Annotated in this window: 17 protein-coding genes; 5 read left to right on the forward strand and 12 right to left on the reverse strand. The window is 70.2% G+C overall.

The window, feature by feature from the left end:
* Positions 1 to 10: 10 nt before the first annotated feature.
* The 6 genes from ACQEV2_RS16260 to clpS all read right to left on the reverse strand — a co-directional run bounded on the left by ACQEV2_RS16260 (position 11) and on the right by clpS (position 3,961).
* The gene (locus ACQEV2_RS16260; protein ID WP_433041087.1) at positions 11 to 289 is read right to left on the reverse strand and encodes a MoaD/ThiS family protein; all 279 of its coding nucleotides are present in this window, start codon (positions 287 to 289) and stop codon (positions 11 to 13) included.
* A 112-nt stretch (positions 290 to 401) separates the two neighbouring features.
* Positions 402 to 497, reverse strand: coding sequence for a putative leader peptide (locus ACQEV2_RS16265; protein ID WP_316959376.1), 96 nt, complete (start codon positions 495 to 497; stop codon positions 402 to 404).
* A gap of 111 nt (positions 498 to 608) precedes the next feature.
* On the reverse strand, positions 609 to 1,031 hold the full coding sequence (locus ACQEV2_RS16270) for a Mov34/MPN/PAD-1 family protein (protein ID WP_433041092.1): 423 nt from the start codon (positions 1,029 to 1,031) through the stop codon (positions 609 to 611).
* A 162-nt stretch (positions 1,032 to 1,193) separates the two neighbouring features.
* Positions 1,194 to 2,630 carry an amino acid permease gene (locus ACQEV2_RS16275; RefSeq protein WP_433041095.1) on the reverse strand — a complete coding sequence of 479 codons (1,437 nt, stop codon included), beginning with the start codon at positions 2,628 to 2,630 and terminating at the stop codon, positions 1,194 to 1,196.
* Between the two features lie 362 nt (positions 2,631 to 2,992).
* Positions 2,993 to 3,601 carry a DUF2017 domain-containing protein gene (locus tag ACQEV2_RS16280; protein WP_433041098.1) on the reverse strand — a complete coding sequence of 203 codons (609 nt, stop codon included), beginning with the start codon at positions 3,599 to 3,601 and terminating at the stop codon, positions 2,993 to 2,995.
* A gap of 42 nt (positions 3,602 to 3,643) precedes the next feature.
* Positions 3,644 to 3,961, reverse strand: coding sequence for an ATP-dependent Clp protease adapter ClpS (gene clpS / locus ACQEV2_RS16285; protein ID WP_171155799.1), 318 nt, complete (start codon positions 3,959 to 3,961; stop codon positions 3,644 to 3,646).
* A 110-nt stretch (positions 3,962 to 4,071) separates the two neighbouring features.
* On the opposite strand from clpS, the gene ACQEV2_RS16290 reads away from it, so the two are divergent.
* Positions 4,072 to 5,430, forward strand: a complete 1,359-nt coding sequence (locus tag ACQEV2_RS16290; RefSeq protein WP_433041102.1) for a nicotinate phosphoribosyltransferase — start codon at positions 4,072 to 4,074, stop codon at positions 5,428 to 5,430.
* 136 nt (positions 5,431 to 5,566) lie between these two features.
* A complete protein-coding gene (locus ACQEV2_RS16295) occupies positions 5,567 to 6,157 on the forward strand; it encodes an isochorismatase family protein (RefSeq protein WP_433041106.1) in 591 nt (196 codons plus the stop codon).
* A 127-nt stretch (positions 6,158 to 6,284) separates the two neighbouring features.
* Here the strand turns inward: ACQEV2_RS16295 and ACQEV2_RS16300 are convergent, their stop codons facing one another.
* Both ACQEV2_RS16300 and ACQEV2_RS16305 read right to left on the reverse strand, forming a co-directional pair.
* The gene (locus ACQEV2_RS16300) at positions 6,285 to 6,629 is read right to left on the reverse strand and encodes a hypothetical protein (protein WP_433041109.1); all 345 of its coding nucleotides are present in this window, start codon (positions 6,627 to 6,629) and stop codon (positions 6,285 to 6,287) included.
* Between the two features lie 158 nt (positions 6,630 to 6,787).
* Positions 6,788 to 9,139, reverse strand: coding sequence for an immune inhibitor A domain-containing protein (locus ACQEV2_RS16305; protein WP_433041112.1), 2,352 nt, complete (start codon positions 9,137 to 9,139; stop codon positions 6,788 to 6,790).
* Between the two features lie 393 nt (positions 9,140 to 9,532).
* Here ACQEV2_RS16305 and ACQEV2_RS16310 point away from each other — a divergent pair, with 393 nt between their 5' ends.
* Positions 9,533 to 9,790 carry a hypothetical protein gene (locus tag ACQEV2_RS16310; RefSeq protein ID WP_433041116.1) on the forward strand — a complete coding sequence of 86 codons (258 nt, stop codon included), beginning with the start codon at positions 9,533 to 9,535 and terminating at the stop codon, positions 9,788 to 9,790.
* Between the two features lie 40 nt (positions 9,791 to 9,830).
* On the opposite strand, the gene ACQEV2_RS16315 is transcribed toward ACQEV2_RS16310, so the two are convergent.
* Together ACQEV2_RS16315 and ACQEV2_RS16320 are read right to left on the reverse strand one after the other, a co-directional pair.
* The gene (locus tag ACQEV2_RS16315; RefSeq protein WP_433041119.1) at positions 9,831 to 10,475 is read right to left on the reverse strand and encodes an RDD family protein; all 645 of its coding nucleotides are present in this window, start codon (positions 10,473 to 10,475) and stop codon (positions 9,831 to 9,833) included.
* Positions 10,476 to 10,621: 146 nt separating this feature from the next.
* Complete coding sequence (locus ACQEV2_RS16320) at positions 10,622 to 12,262, reverse strand: RDD family protein (RefSeq protein ID WP_433041122.1); 1,641 nt, start codon at positions 12,260 to 12,262, stop codon at positions 10,622 to 10,624.
* A 262-nt stretch (positions 12,263 to 12,524) separates the two neighbouring features.
* On the opposite strand from ACQEV2_RS16320, the gene ACQEV2_RS16325 reads away from it, so the two are divergent.
* On the forward strand, positions 12,525 to 12,938 hold the full coding sequence (locus ACQEV2_RS16325) for an SsgA family sporulation/cell division regulator (RefSeq protein ID WP_433041125.1): 414 nt from the start codon (positions 12,525 to 12,527) through the stop codon (positions 12,936 to 12,938).
* A gap of 23 nt (positions 12,939 to 12,961) precedes the next feature.
* Here the strand turns inward: ACQEV2_RS16325 and ACQEV2_RS16330 are convergent, their stop codons facing one another.
* On the reverse strand, positions 12,962 to 14,368 hold the full coding sequence (locus ACQEV2_RS16330) for an FAD-binding oxidoreductase (RefSeq protein ID WP_433041128.1): 1,407 nt from the start codon (positions 14,366 to 14,368) through the stop codon (positions 12,962 to 12,964).
* A 104-nt stretch (positions 14,369 to 14,472) separates the two neighbouring features.
* Between ACQEV2_RS16330 and ACQEV2_RS16335 the strand changes: the two genes are divergently transcribed.
* Positions 14,473 to 15,915 (forward strand): tetratricopeptide repeat protein, encoded by a 1,443-nt coding sequence (locus ACQEV2_RS16335; protein WP_433041131.1) that lies wholly within the window; start codon positions 14,473 to 14,475, stop codon positions 15,913 to 15,915.
* 62 nt (positions 15,916 to 15,977) lie between these two features.
* On the opposite strand, the gene ACQEV2_RS16340 is transcribed toward ACQEV2_RS16335, so the two are convergent.
* Complete coding sequence (locus ACQEV2_RS16340) at positions 15,978 to 16,862, reverse strand: Teichoic acid biosynthesis protein C (Precursor) (RefSeq protein ID WP_433041134.1); 885 nt, start codon at positions 16,860 to 16,862, stop codon at positions 15,978 to 15,980.
* Positions 16,863 to 16,935: the final 73 nt, after the last annotated feature.

Consider the following 16,935-nt stretch of genomic DNA (forward strand, 5'->3'; position numbering starts at 1 on the left):
TCAGCGGGCCTTAGACCATGCCGCCGGCCACGGCCGGCAGGATCGTGACGTTGTCGCCGTCGGCGAGCTTGGTGTTGATGCCGTCGAGGAAGCGGACGTCCTCGTCGTTCAGGTAGACGTTGACGAAGCGGCGCAGCTGCTCGCCCTCGACGATGCGGGCCTGAATGCCCGCGTGCCGCGTCTCGAGGTCGGCGAACAGCTCGGCGAGGGTGTCACCGCTGCCCTCCACCGCCTTCTGACCGTCGGTGTACTGGCGGAGGATGGTCGGGATGCGGACCTCGATGGCCATGGCTCAGGGCTCCTGTCGGGAGTAGTCAGTCGGGGGCGCGCGGCAGCGCAGTGCAGCAGGGTGGTGCGTGGAGGCGCCGCGGCTCACGGCCGTACGGCGGCAGGGTGTCGCGTCAACAGATGGCGCTGGCGAGCCTGCACAGGTCGACGTGCAGCCGCGCAACGAGCAGCATGCCCGGCGTCTTTTCGCTCACGTCGTGGAAAACCATGGGGTCATCGTATCGATTCCCGGTCCGGCTTTTGGAATGTGATCCCACATCGCGGACGGATGAGGGTCGGGGAGTGAGACCGCGCTGTTCAGGCCGACTCCGTGCGAGGAATCAGTACGCCTCTACGATCTTGACCTCTTCCTCCGTCACCTCGCCGTCCACGATCCGGAACGAGCGGAACTGGAACTCGCCGAGGCCGTCGGTGTCGGCGGTGGAGACGAGGACGTAGTGGGCGCCGGGCTCGTTGGCGTAGGAGATGTCGGTCCGGGACGGGTAGGCCTCGGTCGCCGTGTGGGAGTGGTAGATCACCACCGGCTCCTCGTCGCGGTCGTCCATCTCGCGGTAGAGCTTGAGCAGGTCGCCCGAGTCGAACTCGTAGAACGTGGGCGACATGGCCGCGTTCAGCATCGGGATGAAGCGCTCGGGGCGGTCCGAGCCCGCCGGGCCCGCCACGACGCCGCACGCCTCGTCGGGGTGGTCCTTGCGGGCGTGGGCGACGATCTGGTCGACGAGGGCCTGGGTGATGGTCAGCATGTCGGCCAGGATAAGCAGAAGGGCCGCCCCGTACCGAGGGATGGTACGGGGCGGCCCATATGCCGGACACCCGGGATGAACACCGGATGCTCGGACGTCCTGAGCGGCAGTCGGAGGGAGCGCCACGAGTGCCCCTTCCGACCGGACGTCCGGCCGAGAAGGTCAGCCGATCTTCTCGAGCTCTGGCTCGCCACGGCGCTCCGTGACCTGCGGGTTGCGGCTCTTGAGGACCGCCCAGCCGATGCCGAGGGCGGCGGCCCAGCCGGCCATGACGTACAGGCAGACGCGGGCGTCGGCGTCGTACGCGATCAGACCGGTCACGAAGAGCAGGAACACGATGGCGATCCAGCTGCACACCGAACCGCCCGGCGCCGGGAAGGACGAGGCGGGCAGGCGACCCGCGACGACCGCGCGGCGGTAGAGGACGTGGCTGATCAGGATCATCAGCCAGGTCCAGATGCCGGCCGCGGTGGCGATGGAGGTGACGTAGCCGAACGCCTTCTCCGGGACGACGTAGTTGAGGACCACGCCGATGCCCATGAACAGCACCGAGACGAAGATGCCGAGGGCCGGGGTCTTGGTGGCGGAGAGCCGGGAGAAGACCTTGGGGGCCTCGCCGCTCTCGGCCAGGTTCCGCAGCATGCGGCCCGTGGAGTACATGCCGGAGTTGCAGGACGACAGGGCCGCGGTCAGCACGACGAAGTTGACGATGCCGGCGGCGGCCGGGATGCCGATCACCGCGAAGGCCTTCACGAAGGGGCTGACGCCCTCCGCGAACTCGGTCCACTTCACCACGCACAGGATGACGGTGAGAGCGCCGACGTAGAACAGCGCGATACGCCAGGGCAGGGTGTTGATCGCCTTGGGGAGGGTCTTCTCCGGGTTCTCCGACTCACCGGCCGTGACACCGACCAGCTCGACCGCGAGGTAGGCGAACATGACGCCCTGCAGGGTCATCAGGGACGAGCCGACACCCTTGGGGAAGAAGCCGTCGAAGGCCCAGAGGTTGGAGACGGCGGCGGTGTCGCCGGCGGCGCTGAAGCCGAAGGTGAGCACGCCAAGGCCGATCACGATCATGCCGATCAGGGCGGTGACCTTGACCATCGAGAACCAGAACTCCAGCTCACCGAAGAGCTTCACGGAGATCAGGTTGACCCCGAAGAGGATCACCAGGAAGACCAGGGCGGTGACCCACCGCGGGACGTCCGGGAACCAGTAGTGGACGTAGATCGCGGCGGCCGTGAGCTCGGCCATGCCGGTGACGACCCACATCAGCCAGTACGTCCAGCCGGTGAAGTAGCCGAAGAACGGGCCGAGGAACTCACGGGAGTACTCGGCGAAGGAACCCGAGACCGGGCGGTAGAGCAGGAGCTCACCGAGCGCCCGCATGATGAAGAAGACGATGACGCCGGCGAGGGCGTACATCACGATGAGGCTGGGACCGGCCTTGGCGATGTTCGCGCCGGCACCCAGGAACAGGCCGACGCCGATGGCGCCGCCGATGGCGATCATCTGGACCTGACGGCTGCCGAGGCCCCGCTCGTACCCCTCTTCGGGGGCGTCAGTGACCTTCGCGTCAGTGACCTTCGAAGAGGTCATGTGTAGTGCGCCTTTCTCCATGCCGACCCGGGCCTTTCGTCGGCCTCGGATCGGGTCTCGATCCCCCCGGATTGCTGGAGCTGTGCCTGGCCGACGATCCGTCGGCCACATGGCGCACCCGGCCGAACATTCGGGTGGTGTCCGCCGGGCGTCGTGAAGATTTATCACGGCCGTCACAATGATCGGCTACAGCACATGTGGCGCATCACACAGGAAGAACCGGACAAAACCATCGCCGCCTCCCAGAGCGGGCGGCGGCGGTGACAGGATCGTTATCCGGATTTGAGCGTCCGCTGAGCGAACACAAAACCGTCACATGACGGCACAAGAAGGTCGCGAACGACCGGTACGGGCGTCGCGGTCTACGGCATGAGCGTCGCGACCAGTGTCTCCTGCAGCCCGCCCAGCCACAGATAGGCCATCACCATCGGCTTGCGCGGGTCCTCGTCCGGGAGCCGGTAGAGCAGCTCGGTGTCGTCCTCGTCGGTGATCTCCAGCCGGGAGCCGATGGCGAGGCGCAGGTCGTTGAGGGCGCCGAGCCACCGCGGGGACTCCTCGACCGACAGCTTGAGCACCGCGCCGCCCTCCCCGGCGGAGGCGGAGCTGAGCTCGTCCAGGGAGCGGATCACCGCGAGCGCGTTGTCGCGCTTGCCGGCGCGCAGGTCGTTCTCGGTGTAGCGGCGGAACTCCGCGGAGTACGCCCGCTGCTCCTCGGCCTCCTTGGCCTGCGGGGCGCCCTCGGGGTCGCTGTAGGCGTCCGGGAAGAGGCGCCTGAGGACCGGGTCGGCCGGGGGTTCGCTCGGGCCGTCGGCGAAGAGTTCGGCGAGCGGGTCGTCGGGGGCCTCGTCGGCGGGGCCGGGGCCGATGAGCTCAAGGAGCTGGACGGCCAGCGACCGGATGATGGAGATCTCGACGTCGTCGAGGGCGACGGCCGCGCCGCCGCCGGGGAGCGGTTCGAAGGTTCCTGGCATGGAGGCGATTTCGCTACTTCCGGTCCTGCGGGGCGGGTCGGTTCATTTCCGGTCCTGCTGGAGGGTGGCCCACAGACCGTAGCCGTGCATGGCCTGCACATCGCGTTCCATCTCCTCGCGAGTGCCGCTGGAGACGACCGCCCGGCCCTTGTGGTGGACATCGAGCATGAGCTTGGTGGCCTTGTCCTTGGTGTACCCGAAGTACGTCTGGAAGACGTAGGTCACATAGCTCATGAGGTTGACCGGGTCGTTGTGGACGATGGTGACCCAGGGGACGTCCGGCTCGGGGACGGCGAAGACCTCCTCCGCCGACTCGGTGCGTTCGATCTCTACGGGAGCGGGTGACGTCACACAGCCCATGCTGCCACCCGAGGGGGGCGGTCGCACAAACGGGCTGCGCAATCGCGTGCGTTGAGCCTCACACGCCTACAAATCGTCAGACTGACGAAATGGGGGTACCATCCTTGGTCATGGACACAGCGCACCTTGGGCTGCCGGTGGACGTTCCCTCGACGGCGCTCTTCACGGACCAGTACGAGTTCACGATGCTGCAGGCCGCGCTGAAGGCGGGCACCGCCGAGCGGCGGAGCGTGTTCGAGGTCTTCACCCGGCGGCTGCCGGACGGCCGGCGCTACGGCGTCGTCGCGGGCACCGGCCGGGTGCTGGACGCCGTCGAGAACTTCCGCTTCGACGAGGGCGTCCTCGGCTTCCTGCGCGAGCGGAGGATCGTCGACGAGGAGACCCTGGGGTGGCTCGCGGGCTACCGCTTCTCCGGCGACATCTGGGGCTACCCCGAGGGCGAGGTCTACTTCCCGGGCTCGCCGATCATGCGGGTGGAGGGCACCTTCGCCGAGTGCGTGCTGCTGGAGACGGTGATCCTTTCCATCCTCAACCACGACTCCGCGATAGCCGCGGCCGCCTCCCGCATGTCCTCGGCCGCCGGGGAGCGCCCGATCATCGAGATGGGCGCCCGGCGCACCCATGAGCTGGCCGCGGTGGCCGCGTCGCGCGCCGCGTACGTCGGCGGCTTCACCTCCACCTCCGACCTGGCCGCCGGCTTCCGCTACGGCATCCCGACCGTCGGCACCAGCGCCCACGCCTTCACCCTGCTGCACGACCGCGAGCGGGACGCCTTCCAGGCCCAGGTGGACTCCATGGGCCGCGGCACCACGCTGCTCGTGGACACCTACGACGTCACCGAGGCGGTCCGTACGGCCGTGGAGGTCGCCGGGCCCGAGCTGGGCGCCGTCCGCATCGACTCGGGCGACCTGCTGCTGGTCGCGCACCGGGTGCGGCAGCAGCTGGACGAGCTGGGCGCCACCGGCACGAAGATCATCGTGACCTCCGACCTGGACGAGTACGCCATCGCCTCGCTGGCGGCGGCGCCCGTGGACGCGTACGGCGTCGGCACCCAGCTGGTGACCGGGTCCGGGCATCCGACCTGCTCGATGGTCTACAAGCTGGTCGCCCGCGCCGGCTCCGCCGACCCGAAGGCGCCGCTGGTGCCGGTGGCGAAGAAGTCCAGCGGCGGCAAGACCTCCATCGGCGGCCGCAAATGGGCCGCGCGGCGCCGCGACGAGTACGGCGTCGCGGAGGCCGAGGTCGTCGGCACCGGGCCGGTTCCGGCGGAGCTCGCCGAACGGCAGCTGCTGGTCGAGCTGATCAAGGGCGGTGACGTGCTGGCGCGCGAGTCGCTGGACGTCGTAAGGGACCGGCACACGGCGGCTCGCGCGAATCTGCCGCTGTCCGCGACGCAGCTCTCGCGCGGTGAGCCGGTCATCCCGACGGAGTATGTCAACGGGCGCTCGGGTAGCCAGACAGGGGCGTGAAGCGAGTGCGCCCTGCGTGCTCACTCCGTGCCCCCTCCCGCGCAGGACCCGAAGTCTCTAGGCTCGTAAGTTCACGGCCGGGCCCGCACGCTTTCACCGTCCCGACCTCAGCGTCCATAACCGAAGGACACCGACCATGCGCCGCGCCTTGATCGTCGTAGATGTGCAGAACGACTTCTGCGAGGGGGGCAGCCTCGCGGTGGCCGGCGGTGCCGATGTGGCCGCCGCCGTCACCGAGCTGATCGGGCAGGCTGCCGGGTCCGGCTACCAGCACGTCGTAGCCACCCGCGACCACCACATCGCGCCCGGCGGGCACTTCTCCACCAACCCCGACTTCGCCCACTCCTGGCCCGCGCACTGCGTCGCGGGCACCGAGGGCGTCGGCTTCCACCCGAACTTCGCCCCCGCGGTCGCCTCCGGCGCGATCGACGCCGTCTTCGACAAGGGGGCGTACGCGGCGGCGTACAGCGGCTTCGAGGGGGCCGACGAGAACGGCGTGAAGCTGGCCGACTGGCTGCGGGCCAGGGAGGTCGGGGAGGTGGACGTGGTGGGCATCGCGACCGATCACTGTGTGCGGGCCACGGCGCTGGACGCGGTGCGGGAGGGCTTTCGCACGCAGGTGCTGCTGGACCTGACCGCGGGGGTGGCCACGGAGACCACGGAGCGGGCGCTGGAGGAGATGCGCGAGGCGGGGGTCGAGCTGTCCGGGAAGCCTGTCGTCGCGTAGCGCTCCGCGGGGAGTGCCGCCAAGCGCTCTGCAGAGATGCCGCGACTGGCCGTCGGGCGGCTGCGGGTGCGTCGTGGCTGGTCGCGCAGTTCCCCGCGCCCCTTGGGGCGCTGCCGAACCGTAGCTGTCACGCCGACGCCGCCGGGCGTCTCAGCAGCGCCCTGATCGGGTGCCACAGCTCCTGGGCGAGCTCGGGGCCCGCCACGACACCGTTGTCAGGTGCCGTTCGCCATATCAGGCCGTCGGGGTGGTGCAGGACGGCGGTGATCTCGTCCGGAGTGGGCGGGGCGGCGTTGCCCCGCAGGTAGACGGCGCGCATGCCCAGGTTGCGGAGCCTGGTCAGGGCTCGGGCGCGGTTCTGGGCGTGGACGAGGACACGGACACAGCCCGTGCCGTCGGCGGTGGGTCTGGGCAGGTTCAGCGCCACCACCACGCTGCCGGTCGGCAGCTTGCAGAAACCTCCTGCGGCCATGCGGTCACACCCCCGTGCGAGTCGGTGTCAAGGTCAAGTCGAGCGTCGGCGTCGGTGCCGGTGTCAATAAGCGAAGCACAGGGTGCACCTAAACACGATCGGCGGCAACCCCGCCAGGGGGTTGCCGCCGATAATGCTCTGACCTGCGGGAATGTGGATTACTTCACCGCGGAGTCGACCTCGACCGTGATCGTGGAGCCGTCCTTGGCCTCCTTGATGATCTTGATCTTGGTGTTGGTGTCAGTGATCTTGACACCCGCGGCCGGGGTCGCCGCGTCGTAGTACGTGTTGGTGTGGTCGTTGAAGACCGGCACCCCCGCACGCGACGGGATCTTCATCGCGACGTCCGCGTTGTGCAGCGTCATGCCGTCCGTGCGGAACCGGCTGAACGGCGCGTCGTAGGACTGGATGCGGTTGCGCATCAGCGTGCCGTCGGCCCACTTCAGCGGGGCCGGGTGGGAGTCGACCGGGAGGACGAGGCCGACACCGGGGTGCTGGCTGGTGTTGTTGTCCGCCTGGGAGGTGTCCCACTTCCAGATCAACAGGCCGTTCTGGTACGCGTAGTGCTCCACCCAGTCCGGACGGGTCTTCGAGAAGCCGAAGTTGTACGGGCCGGTCTTCAGGGTCTTGTCGTACGACACGTACTGACGGTTCTCGGCGATGTAGTACTGCGCGTAGTCACCGGTGATGGACCCGCCGATGCGGGAGAAGCCCTTGGCCTTCCACGCCGCGTCCGCGGTCTCCGCGTTGTCGGAGAACACCGTCGAACCGTCGGCGGTCACGGTGATCTCGTCGGCCGCGAAGCCCTTCTGGGCCACGCCGCCGTCGGTCTGGTAGCGGAAGCGCAGGTCGAACTTCTTGCCGGCGTAGGCGTCGAGCGGGAAGACCAGCTTCTTGTGGCCGTCCACCGTGCCGGTCAGCGCGGGCTTGCCGCTGGCGTCACGCGGGAGCGCCGCGCCGTCGACGGTGCCGTCGATCGCCGTCCAGTTGGCGCCGCCGTCGGTCGAGACCTCGGTGTAGAGGTAGTCGAACTCGGCCTCGATGTCGTACCAGCCGGCGAGCGTCAGGGAAGCCGCGGACTTGCCCGTGAGGTCGACGGAACGGGTCAGCGTGTTGGCGAGGTTGTCGCCGCTGCCGCTCCACCACTGGGTCGCGCCCTGGGCCGGCTCCACGATGGGCGTGGTGACCTTCTTCTTGGGCAGCTCGACCACGAGGGCCTGCTTGTGCCGGGTGTTGTACTCGGCGACGCCCAGCTTGTGCTCGGACTCCGTCGCGGCCTTCGCCTTGTCGTAGTTCAGCCAGCCGAGCTGCAACTTGTCCCAGGCGGTCATGTCGCCGGGGAGGTCCCCGATGTTGTCCTTGCCGGTGCCGAGCCAGGAACCGGAGGACATCAGGGTCCAGAAGCCGGTGGAGTTCTCGCCGCCGGAGGTGTCGTAGTGGTCCGGCAGACCGAGGTCGTGACCGTACTCGTGGGCGAAGACGCCCAGGCCGCCGTTCTCCGGCTGGATCGTGTAGTCGCCGACCCAGATGCCGGTGGAGCCGATCTGCGCGCCGCCCAGCTTGTTGTCCCCGGGGCCGGTGGCACCGGCGTCGGTGCCGAACGCGTACCAGCGGTGGGCCCAGATCGCGTCGGTGCCCTGCGCGCCACCGCCCGCGGACTCGTCCTCACCGGCGTGCACGATCTGGAAGTGGTCGATGTAGCCGTCGGCCTCGTTGAAGTCGCCGTCGCCGTCGAAGTCGTAGCGGTCCCACTGGTCGAACTGCGCCACGGCCGCCTTGATGTCGGCGTCGGACTTCCCAGCTGCCTTCTGCTGGGAGACCCACGCGTTCAGGCCGTCGCTGACGACGTTCCAGACGCTGGAGCAGTTGGTCTGGCCGCAGGCGTTGTTGCCGTAACGGGCCTCGTTGTAGGGGACCTTGACCCAGTCGGAGACCTGGCCCTCGATCGAGTAGCGGCCCGAGGACTGCTTCTCGTAGTACTTCTTCATCGACTCGGTCTTGCTGCCGGTGCCGAAGTAGAGGTCCTGGTAGTGCTTCTGGTCGTAGTCCGCCTGCCAGGCCGTCGAGTTGTCCTTGGCGCGGTCGGGCTTGGCTATCTGGTTGTGCAGCGGGCCGGGCGTGCCGCCGAACTTGGGGTCGATCTGGTCGCCGAACTCGACCAGGATCGTGAAGATCTTGTCGGTCTTCTCGCGGCCCAGCTCGACGTACTTGCTGTCGCCCTTCTTACTCTTGAGCTGGACGACCTGCGAGCCCTCGCGCTCCTTCACCTTGGCCTTGCCGGATATGACCTGGTTCAGGGCTTCTTCGCGTTGAGCCTCCTGGGTCTTGCTCAGGGGGCCTTCCAGGTCGTGGTCGACGTGAGTGTGCTCCGCCGGGTCGTGCCGCTCCACGGACGCCGCCGACGTTCCTTCGTCGGCCTGAGCCACCGCGAAGGTCGAGAACGTCGCCGCGGCCGTCGCGAGCGCGACGGTGGTTGCCGCCGCTCTGAACGTCCAGGGTCTACTGGTCACTTGCTTCCTCCCCCGCGTCCGGGCGCGCGGAATGAAGGGGGTCCTGGTCATGGAGGTCCGCGCGCGCCTGATCAACGCGTGTAGTCAAGTGACGACATTTGACTAGAGGTTAACCAGAAAAGACAGACCTTGACTTGGACCCGTCAAGTGCACTATGCGGAGTCGATGTCCGCTTTACGGACAACGGCGCTTCGGCCAACCGGCGCGTGCGGCCGTCCACTTGGTGGACGCTTTGACTCCGTGCGCCCCCTGTGCACCGGCACTGTTGGTTAGGTCACGCTTACGGTTTGTTCCCCTCGGGCATGCACGCGGTTAGAGTCGGATGGCGGAACGCCCGGACGTCGGCGGAAAGCCAGGCCGAGACCCCCGTGCACCCCTGATTCCGAGGACACGATGATCATGCCTCGTCCGACTGCCGCACAGCTCGCCTACGGCTCGTGCACCGTGATCTTTTCGACGCTCGCCATGCTGCTGCTGTCACAGACGAGTTCGGGTGTGGGGATCGCGGTCATCGCCGTCGCGGCGCTCCTGCTCGGGCTGTTGGTCGCCATGACGGTGCCCATGCCGAAGAAGCCCCGCGTGGTGGCGGTGCGCAAGCCCGCCGGCGCCGACCGGGAACAGACCGAGGCACCCGTACTCACCCAGTCCTGACTCAGCCGGTCCTGACTCACCGGGTCCTGACGTCGGTACGTCAGCCGCTGGTGCTGACCACCACCGTCTTCGCCGCCTTGTCGTGCAGGCCCTGCTTGTAGGGCCGGTCGAAGAAACTCCAGCCACCGCAGATCGCGGTCCAGATACAGGCGCAGCAGAACGCGAACGGGATCCACAGCACCGCCGCCCGGATCAGCGCGCTCTGCACGGACGGCGTGGCGCCGTTGTCGAGGTTGGCCACCCGCATGTTGAGCAGCCTCTTGCCGAGCGTCTGCCCCGTCCTGACGGTCATGAAGGTGTCGTAGGCGATGTAGAGAACGGCGGCGACCACCGACTGCGCCACGGACTTGCTGTACTCCACCTCGTCGGCGTCCACGTCGTACTCGCTGACCCCGAAGCCCCATGTGAGCAGCCAGACGACGACACCCACCAGGATCATGTCGATGATGCGGGCCAGCGTGCGCTTGCCGCTGTCGGCGAGGGGCGGCATCCCGGCGAGCGGGTCGGTGGGATACCCGCCCCCGCCGTACGGGTCACCGCCACCGTAGGGGGGCGGGGGCTGGCTGCCGTACGGCGGCTGATCGCCGTACGGCGAACCCGAGCCCCCGGGCGGCGGAGGCTGCTTCCTGAACGGGTCGTCTTCCGGGGGCGGCTGACCGGAGCCGGGAGGCGGTTCGCTGCTCATGGCCCGAGTCGACCGCGAACCCTTCGCCTTCGCATCCGGCGCGGGGCCGTCCGGGGTACCGAATCATCCAGGCCGTTCGTCCGAGGCGGTGAGCCTGCGGCGGGCGTAGGGCGGACGGAGAGCGGGCGCCGGACGGACGGACGCGGTCAGCCGGCGACGAACGTGTGCGCCGCCTTGTCGTGCCAGCACTGGCGCCAGGGCCGGTCGAACAGGCCCCACAGCACACCGACGACCCCGATGACGAGCAGGCCGGGGATGCTGTAGACGAGCCAGCGGCGCAGGGCCGCGCCGAACTCCGGGGGCTCGTGGCCCTCGATGTCCCGCACCTCCAGGCCGAGCAGCTTCTTGCCCAGCGTGCGGCCCCACTTGGCGGTGGGCAGGGCCTCGTAGACCACGCCGAACACGAGCAGCACGGCCAGGATGATGCCCAGATACACCGAGGTGGTCCCGTCCAGCAGCCATACGGTGACCGTCTCGCCGGAGAGCTTGGCGGCGTCGATCTTGTCGTTGACGTGGTCGAGCGCCTTGGTGCCGAGCGGCACGGCGGCCACCGCGGTGACGGCGGCCAGCACGACGGTGTCCAGCAGCCGCGCGGCCAGCCGCTTGCCGAGGTTCGCGGGGCGGGCGGAGGCCTGGCGCAGGGCGGCCGCCGCGAAGGGGTCCTCCCGCGGGGGCTTCCATGGGGCGACCGGCTGGTCGTCCCCGGCGGGGCCCGCGAGCCGGTGGACCTGCTGGGCCCAGGAGGACTGGCCGCCGCCGGGGCCGGAGGTCATGGGGGCGGCGGACGCCGCGGGGGGCGTGGACTGAGGGCCGCCGGACTGCTGGGGGACGCTCGGGCCGGACTGTGCTGGGACGCCCGGGGAGGCCTGTTGCGGGCCGGAGACGGCCGTGGGGGCGGCAGGGGCGGCCTGGGCGGCGGCCCCGGCCTGTGCGCCCGCCTGAGCCTGCCCCGGGGCCTGTCCTTGGGCCTGCCCTTGGGCCACAGCGGCGCGCTCGGCGGCGGCCTTCCCGGCGCCGAAGCCGGGGCCCTGCGGAGCACCGGCGGCCGAGGGGCGGCCCGCGTCCGGACGTGCGGCGCCCGGGCCGGCGGACGCGCCCGTGCTCCCGGACTGCGCCCCGGCCGCCCCGCCCTGCTGTCCCGTGCGCGGGGACAGCGCGCGGATGGCCATGGTGCCGGGGTCGGCAGCGGGACCGCCGGGGCTCGGGATGTGCGGGGTGGCCTGCCCGGAAGCACCGGAGGACGGCGCTCCGCCGGACCCCGCCGTGGGCCGGCGCATCATGAACGTGTTGCCGGAGGCGAGGCCCTCGGCGTCGGCGTCCGGCTCGGCGGGCGGGATGTTCGCGGTGCCGTCGGTGCGGGCGGCCTGGCCCTCCGGCGGGGCGCCCCACGAGACGCGGTGGTCCTGGTCGCCGCCGAAGCCGGCCTGGCGCGAGGGGTCGGCGCCCCACGCGGACGCCGGCTCGGGGCGGCTGCCGTGCTGGGCGTCACCCGGGGCCGGCTCGGCGGCCGGTTCCTCGTCGAAGAAGTGCGGGCCGGTCTCCTCGACCGAGGCGGCCGGGGTGCCCGGGGTGCCCTGACCGCCCGCGGCGGCAGCGCCGGCCGTGGGCCGGTCCGGGTTCGCGCCCGGCGGTGGGCTGAGCGTTTCGCCGTCGGTCGGGGCCGGACGGCTGGTGCCCGGCACCCAGGAGGCGCCGTTCCAGTACCGGACATATCCAGGAATGGACGGGTCCGGGTAATACCCTTCGCGGGGCCTGTCGTCACCGGGGGCCGGGGTTGGGGCGCTCATGTCCGTCGTCCGGTATCTGCTCGAGGGTCTATTGGGGGCCTCCACATCTATCAGACCGGCGCAACCAGCACCGCCAGTCCCGTAGGACCCACTCCTTTCCGGGCAACCTCGTACAGGTGCTTCACAGCGATCGGAAGCCCGCGGACGCAGGCCCGGAAAAAATTCTGCGAACCCGCGTAATGATCCACCCCGCTCCTCCCTCTCCACTCGTACGGGCCCGCCCGCAGGACCCGCACACGACACGGGAGAGGACATCCACGCCATGCACCACACCGTCATCGAGCGCGAACTGGAGCTCAAGCTGATCCTGTCGCCGGAGCGCAGCGTCGCCGTCCCGGCCCGGCTGAGTTACCGCAGCGACGATCCGTACGCCGTTCACATCACCTTCCACATCAACTCCGACCACCCCGTGTACTGGACCTTCTCCCGAGATCTGCTCGTCGAGGGGGTGTTCCGGCCGTGCGGGCACGGGGACGTGCGGGTGTGGCCGACGAAGGTCGAGGGGCGCAGTGTGGTGCTGATGGCGCTCAGTTCGCCGGACGGGGACGCCCTGCTGGAGGCGCCGGCGGCTCAGGTGTCGGCCTGGCTGGAGCGGACGTTGCGGGTGGTGCCCCCGGGGACTGAGGGCGAGCAGCTGGGGATCGACGACGCGCTCGACCAACTGCTCGCCCAGTGAGCCGTAGGGGAAGGATGGCAACGTCAGAAGAGCTTGCCCGGGTTCAGGATGCCCAGGGGGTCGAAGACCTGCTTGATCCCTCGCTGCATCTCCACCCCCACCGGGCCGATCTCACGTGCCAGCCACTCCTTCTTCAGTACGCCCACGCCGTGCTCGCCCGTGATCGTGCCGCCGAGTTCCAGGCCGAGGGCCATGATCTCGTCGAAGGACTCGCGGGCGCGCCGGGACTCGTCGGGGTCGGCCGCGTCGAAGCACACGGTCGGGTGGGTGTTGCCGTCGCCGGCGTGGGCGACGACCCCGATGGTCAGCTGGTGCTTCTCGGCGATCCGCTCCACGCCCTCGATGAGGTCTCCGAGCCTGGAGCGGGGCACGCACACGTCGTCGATCATCGTCACGCCCCGCACCGCTTCCAGCGCGGTGAGGGACAACCGCCGTGCCTGCAGCAGCAGTTCGGACTCGGCCGCGTCGTCCGCCGGGACCACCTGCGTGGCGCCGGCCGCCTCGCACAGCGCGCCGACCGCGGCGAGGTCGGGGGCGGGGTCCGGGGTGTCGAAGGCGGCCAGCAGGAGGGCCTCCGTCGTCTCCGGCAGTCCCATGTGCGCCAGGTCGTTGACGGCCTTGACCGTCGTACGGTCCATCAGTTCGAGCAGTGACGGAACGTGCCCACCGGCCATGATCCGGCACACCGCGTCGCAGGCGGCGGCCGCGGACGCGAACTCGGCGGCGAGGACCAGTTGCTGCGGCGGCTGCGGCTTCAGCGCCAGGACGGCCCGTACGACGATGCCGAGTGAGCCCTCGGAGCCGACGAAGAGGCGGGTCATGTCGTACCCCGCGACGCCCTTCGCGGTGCGTCGGCCGGTGGACATCAGGCGCCCGTCCGCGAGGACGACGTCAAGGCCGAGGACGTACTCCGCCGTCACCCCGTACTTCACGCAGCACAGGCCGCCGGAGGCGGTTCCGATGTTGCCGCCGATCGTGCACATCTCCCAGCTGGAGGGGTCCGGTGGGTAGTACAGGCCGTGTTCGCCCACCGCGCGGGAGAGGGCCGCGTTGATGACGCCGGGCTCGACGACGGCGATACGGTCGACCGGGTTGATCTCCAGGATGCGGTCCATCTTGGTCAGGGACAGCACGATGCAGCCGTCGGAGGCGTTGGCCCCGCCCGACAGGCCCGTGCGGGCACCCTGCGGGACGACCGGGACGCGCAGCTCGGTGGCGGTGCGCATGACGTGCTGGACCTCTTCGACGGTCCGCGGCAGGACGACCACGGCAGGGGCGCCGGCCGGGCAGAAGCTGGCCATGTCGTTGGCGTAGGAGGCCGTGACGTCGGGGTCGGTCAGGACGGCCTCGGCGGGCAGACCCGCGAGCAGCCGCTCGGTGAGGTCACCCTGGGCCTGGTCGGGTGCGGCTTCGATACGGCTCATGATCACAGCGTGGCACCCGGGGCCATCGGTGTGAACCCCGCGTACGGCAGCTGCCGTAAGGCGGGTGTGGTCGTCGTATGGACCGCTTGGTTTGACGCACAGTGAGCGCCATGGAGAAGGAAGCCACGGAGGAACCCACCGAAGAAGCCTCGGAGAACGAGCAGGGCACGCCGGACCGCCGCCCGCGCATCCCGCGACGGGTGCTGCTCGCCTCGGTGGCCGGGTGTGCCGTGCTCGGCGGGATGCTGGCGCTGCTGCCGTGGGAGCCGGACGGGACGCCTGCGCCTGTGCCGGCACCGGGGGCGCAGGCGCTCGTCGCGGTCACCACCGGGGTGCCGGCCGCGCTGCCCGATCTGGCGGTGCTGATCGACGAGCGGGAGGGCCGTGTGAAGGCTCATCCCCAGGACGCGACGTCGTGGGCGGTGCTGGGGGCGGCGTATGTGGAGCAGGGGCGGCGGACCGCGCAGCCGGTGTACTTCCCTAAGGCCGAGAAGGCGCTGCGTTCGTCGCTGAAGGTGCGGGCGAAGAACGCCGGGGCGCTGGAGGGAATGGCGGCGCTGGCGAACGCGCGTCGGGACTTCCGGGCGGCGCGGAACTGGGGCGAGGCGGCGCTGAAGGCGGACCGGAAGCGGTGGACGACTTATCCGCAGCTGATCGACGCGTACACGGGGCTGGGTGACTACAAGGCGGCGAAGCGGACCCTGGACCGGCTGCTGAAGCTGGGCTCGGGTCCCGCGGTGCGGGCGCGGGCGGCGGCCGTCTACCGGGACCGGGGCCGGCGGGAGGACGCGGCCGCGGCCCTGTCCGACGCGGCGGCGGGCGCCGAGGCACCGGCCGAGCGGGCGGCGTATCTCGAACGGGCCGGGCAGCTCGCCTGGGAACGCGGCGACTTGGAGGAGGCCCTGCGGTACTTCCAGGAGGCGGTACGGCTCGACCCCGACCAGCGGGCCGCGCTCGCCGGGCAGGGGCGGACCATGGCGGCACTCGGCCGCACGACGGAGGCCCTGAACGCCTACCGGATGGCACTCGCCAAGCAGCCGCTTCCCGAATACGCCCTGGAGCTGGGCGAGTTGTACGAGTCGCTGGGGCTGGGGCAGGCGGCGCGGGTGCAGTACGACCTGCTCCGGGAGCGGGCGGCGCGGGCCGCGGCGGGCGGCGTGGACGAGGAGCTGGTGCTGGGCCGCTTCGAGGCCGATCACGGCGACGCGGAGTCCGCCGTACGGCGGCTGCGGACCGAGTGGCGACGCCAGCCGGGGATCGCCGTGGCCGACGCACTGGGCTGGGCGCTGCACCGGGCCGGCAAGGACAAGGAGGCCCTGAAGTTCGCCAGGGTGGCGACCGACCGGGCGAAGGGGGGTGCGGTCCGCAGTGCGCTGTACGTGTATCACCGGGGGATGATCGAGCGGGAGCTGGAGATGGCCGGGCCCGCGCGACGGCATCTGCAGGAGGCGTTGCGGATCAATCCCCACTTCTCCCCTACGCGGGTGCCGCTGGCCGAGGCGGCGCTGGAGGAGTTGGGGGAGCCGTCGCCGCAGGACGTCCCCGAGGAGTGATCACACGGCTGCCGTACCGATCAGCGCGTTGCGCGTCACCAGCCCCGACCGGGCTGGTCGGACTACGACTCGTCCTCGTCCTTGTCCTTGTCCTTGACGAAGATCGAGAAGCGACGGGCCCCCAGCTGTCCCGACGCGAAGCCGAGGTACACCCGCGGCTCGGAGCCGCCGCGCACGGCCACGCCCTCCGGCTCGCGGTGCGAGAGCGTGTACCCGGCCTCGGTGCGCTCCTGCTGGAGCAGCTCGCCGGTGCGGATGTCGAGGCTGGAGACATAGGTGTTGCCCCGCTTGGCGGCGGGGTTGGTCTTCGCGTCGTACGCCGTGCCCGCCAGCTGGTAGATGCAGTCGCGGTGCAGGGCGTACCCCTGGAAGGGGATCTTGGGGTCGGGGTGGGCGCCGGTCTGGGCGATGTCCGCGAGGGGGTCGCCGTAGTCGCGGGCGACGAAGGCGTCGAGGTCCCAGACGCGGTAGCGGGGCTGATTGGCCGCGTTGCGGTAGCGGACGGCGATGCGCCCCGACGCCATGCAGACCGACGGCTGGTTGTTGGTGGAGTCCGCTATGGGGCGGCGGATCCTGACGTCGGCGCCGGTGCGGACGGCGCCGTTCTTGAAGTGGAAGCGGGTGACGCCCCGGCCGTATCCGTTCCTGGCGTCGGCCTCCGTCCAGATCCAGGTGCTGCCGTCCGACGCGTCGCGCTGCACACCCATGCTGACCCCGTGGCCGAAGCCTTTGAGGTACATGTGGCCGAGCCGGGTTCCCTTGTAGTCGAGCTTGTTCAGGCACAGGTCGCCGGCCGCGTGTCCGTGGGCGGCGACCTGGAGGACGTACAGGTGCTTGTTCGCCTCGTCGAAGGCGAACGACTGCAGGACCGTCGGCTCCTTGAGCGTGTTCTTCTGCCACAGCCAACGGGCCGACCGCACAGCGAGGTTGATGCCGCTCGTGGTCACTCTCTCCCCCGAGTCCTGTGGGTGCCCCCGTGGCACCCACAGGACATGAGAGCGTCAACCGCCGTCCATTGGT

It is taken from the genome of Streptomyces sp. CA-251387, assembly GCF_050936625.1.
Lineage (GTDB): Bacteria > Actinomycetota > Actinomycetes > Streptomycetales > Streptomycetaceae > Streptomyces.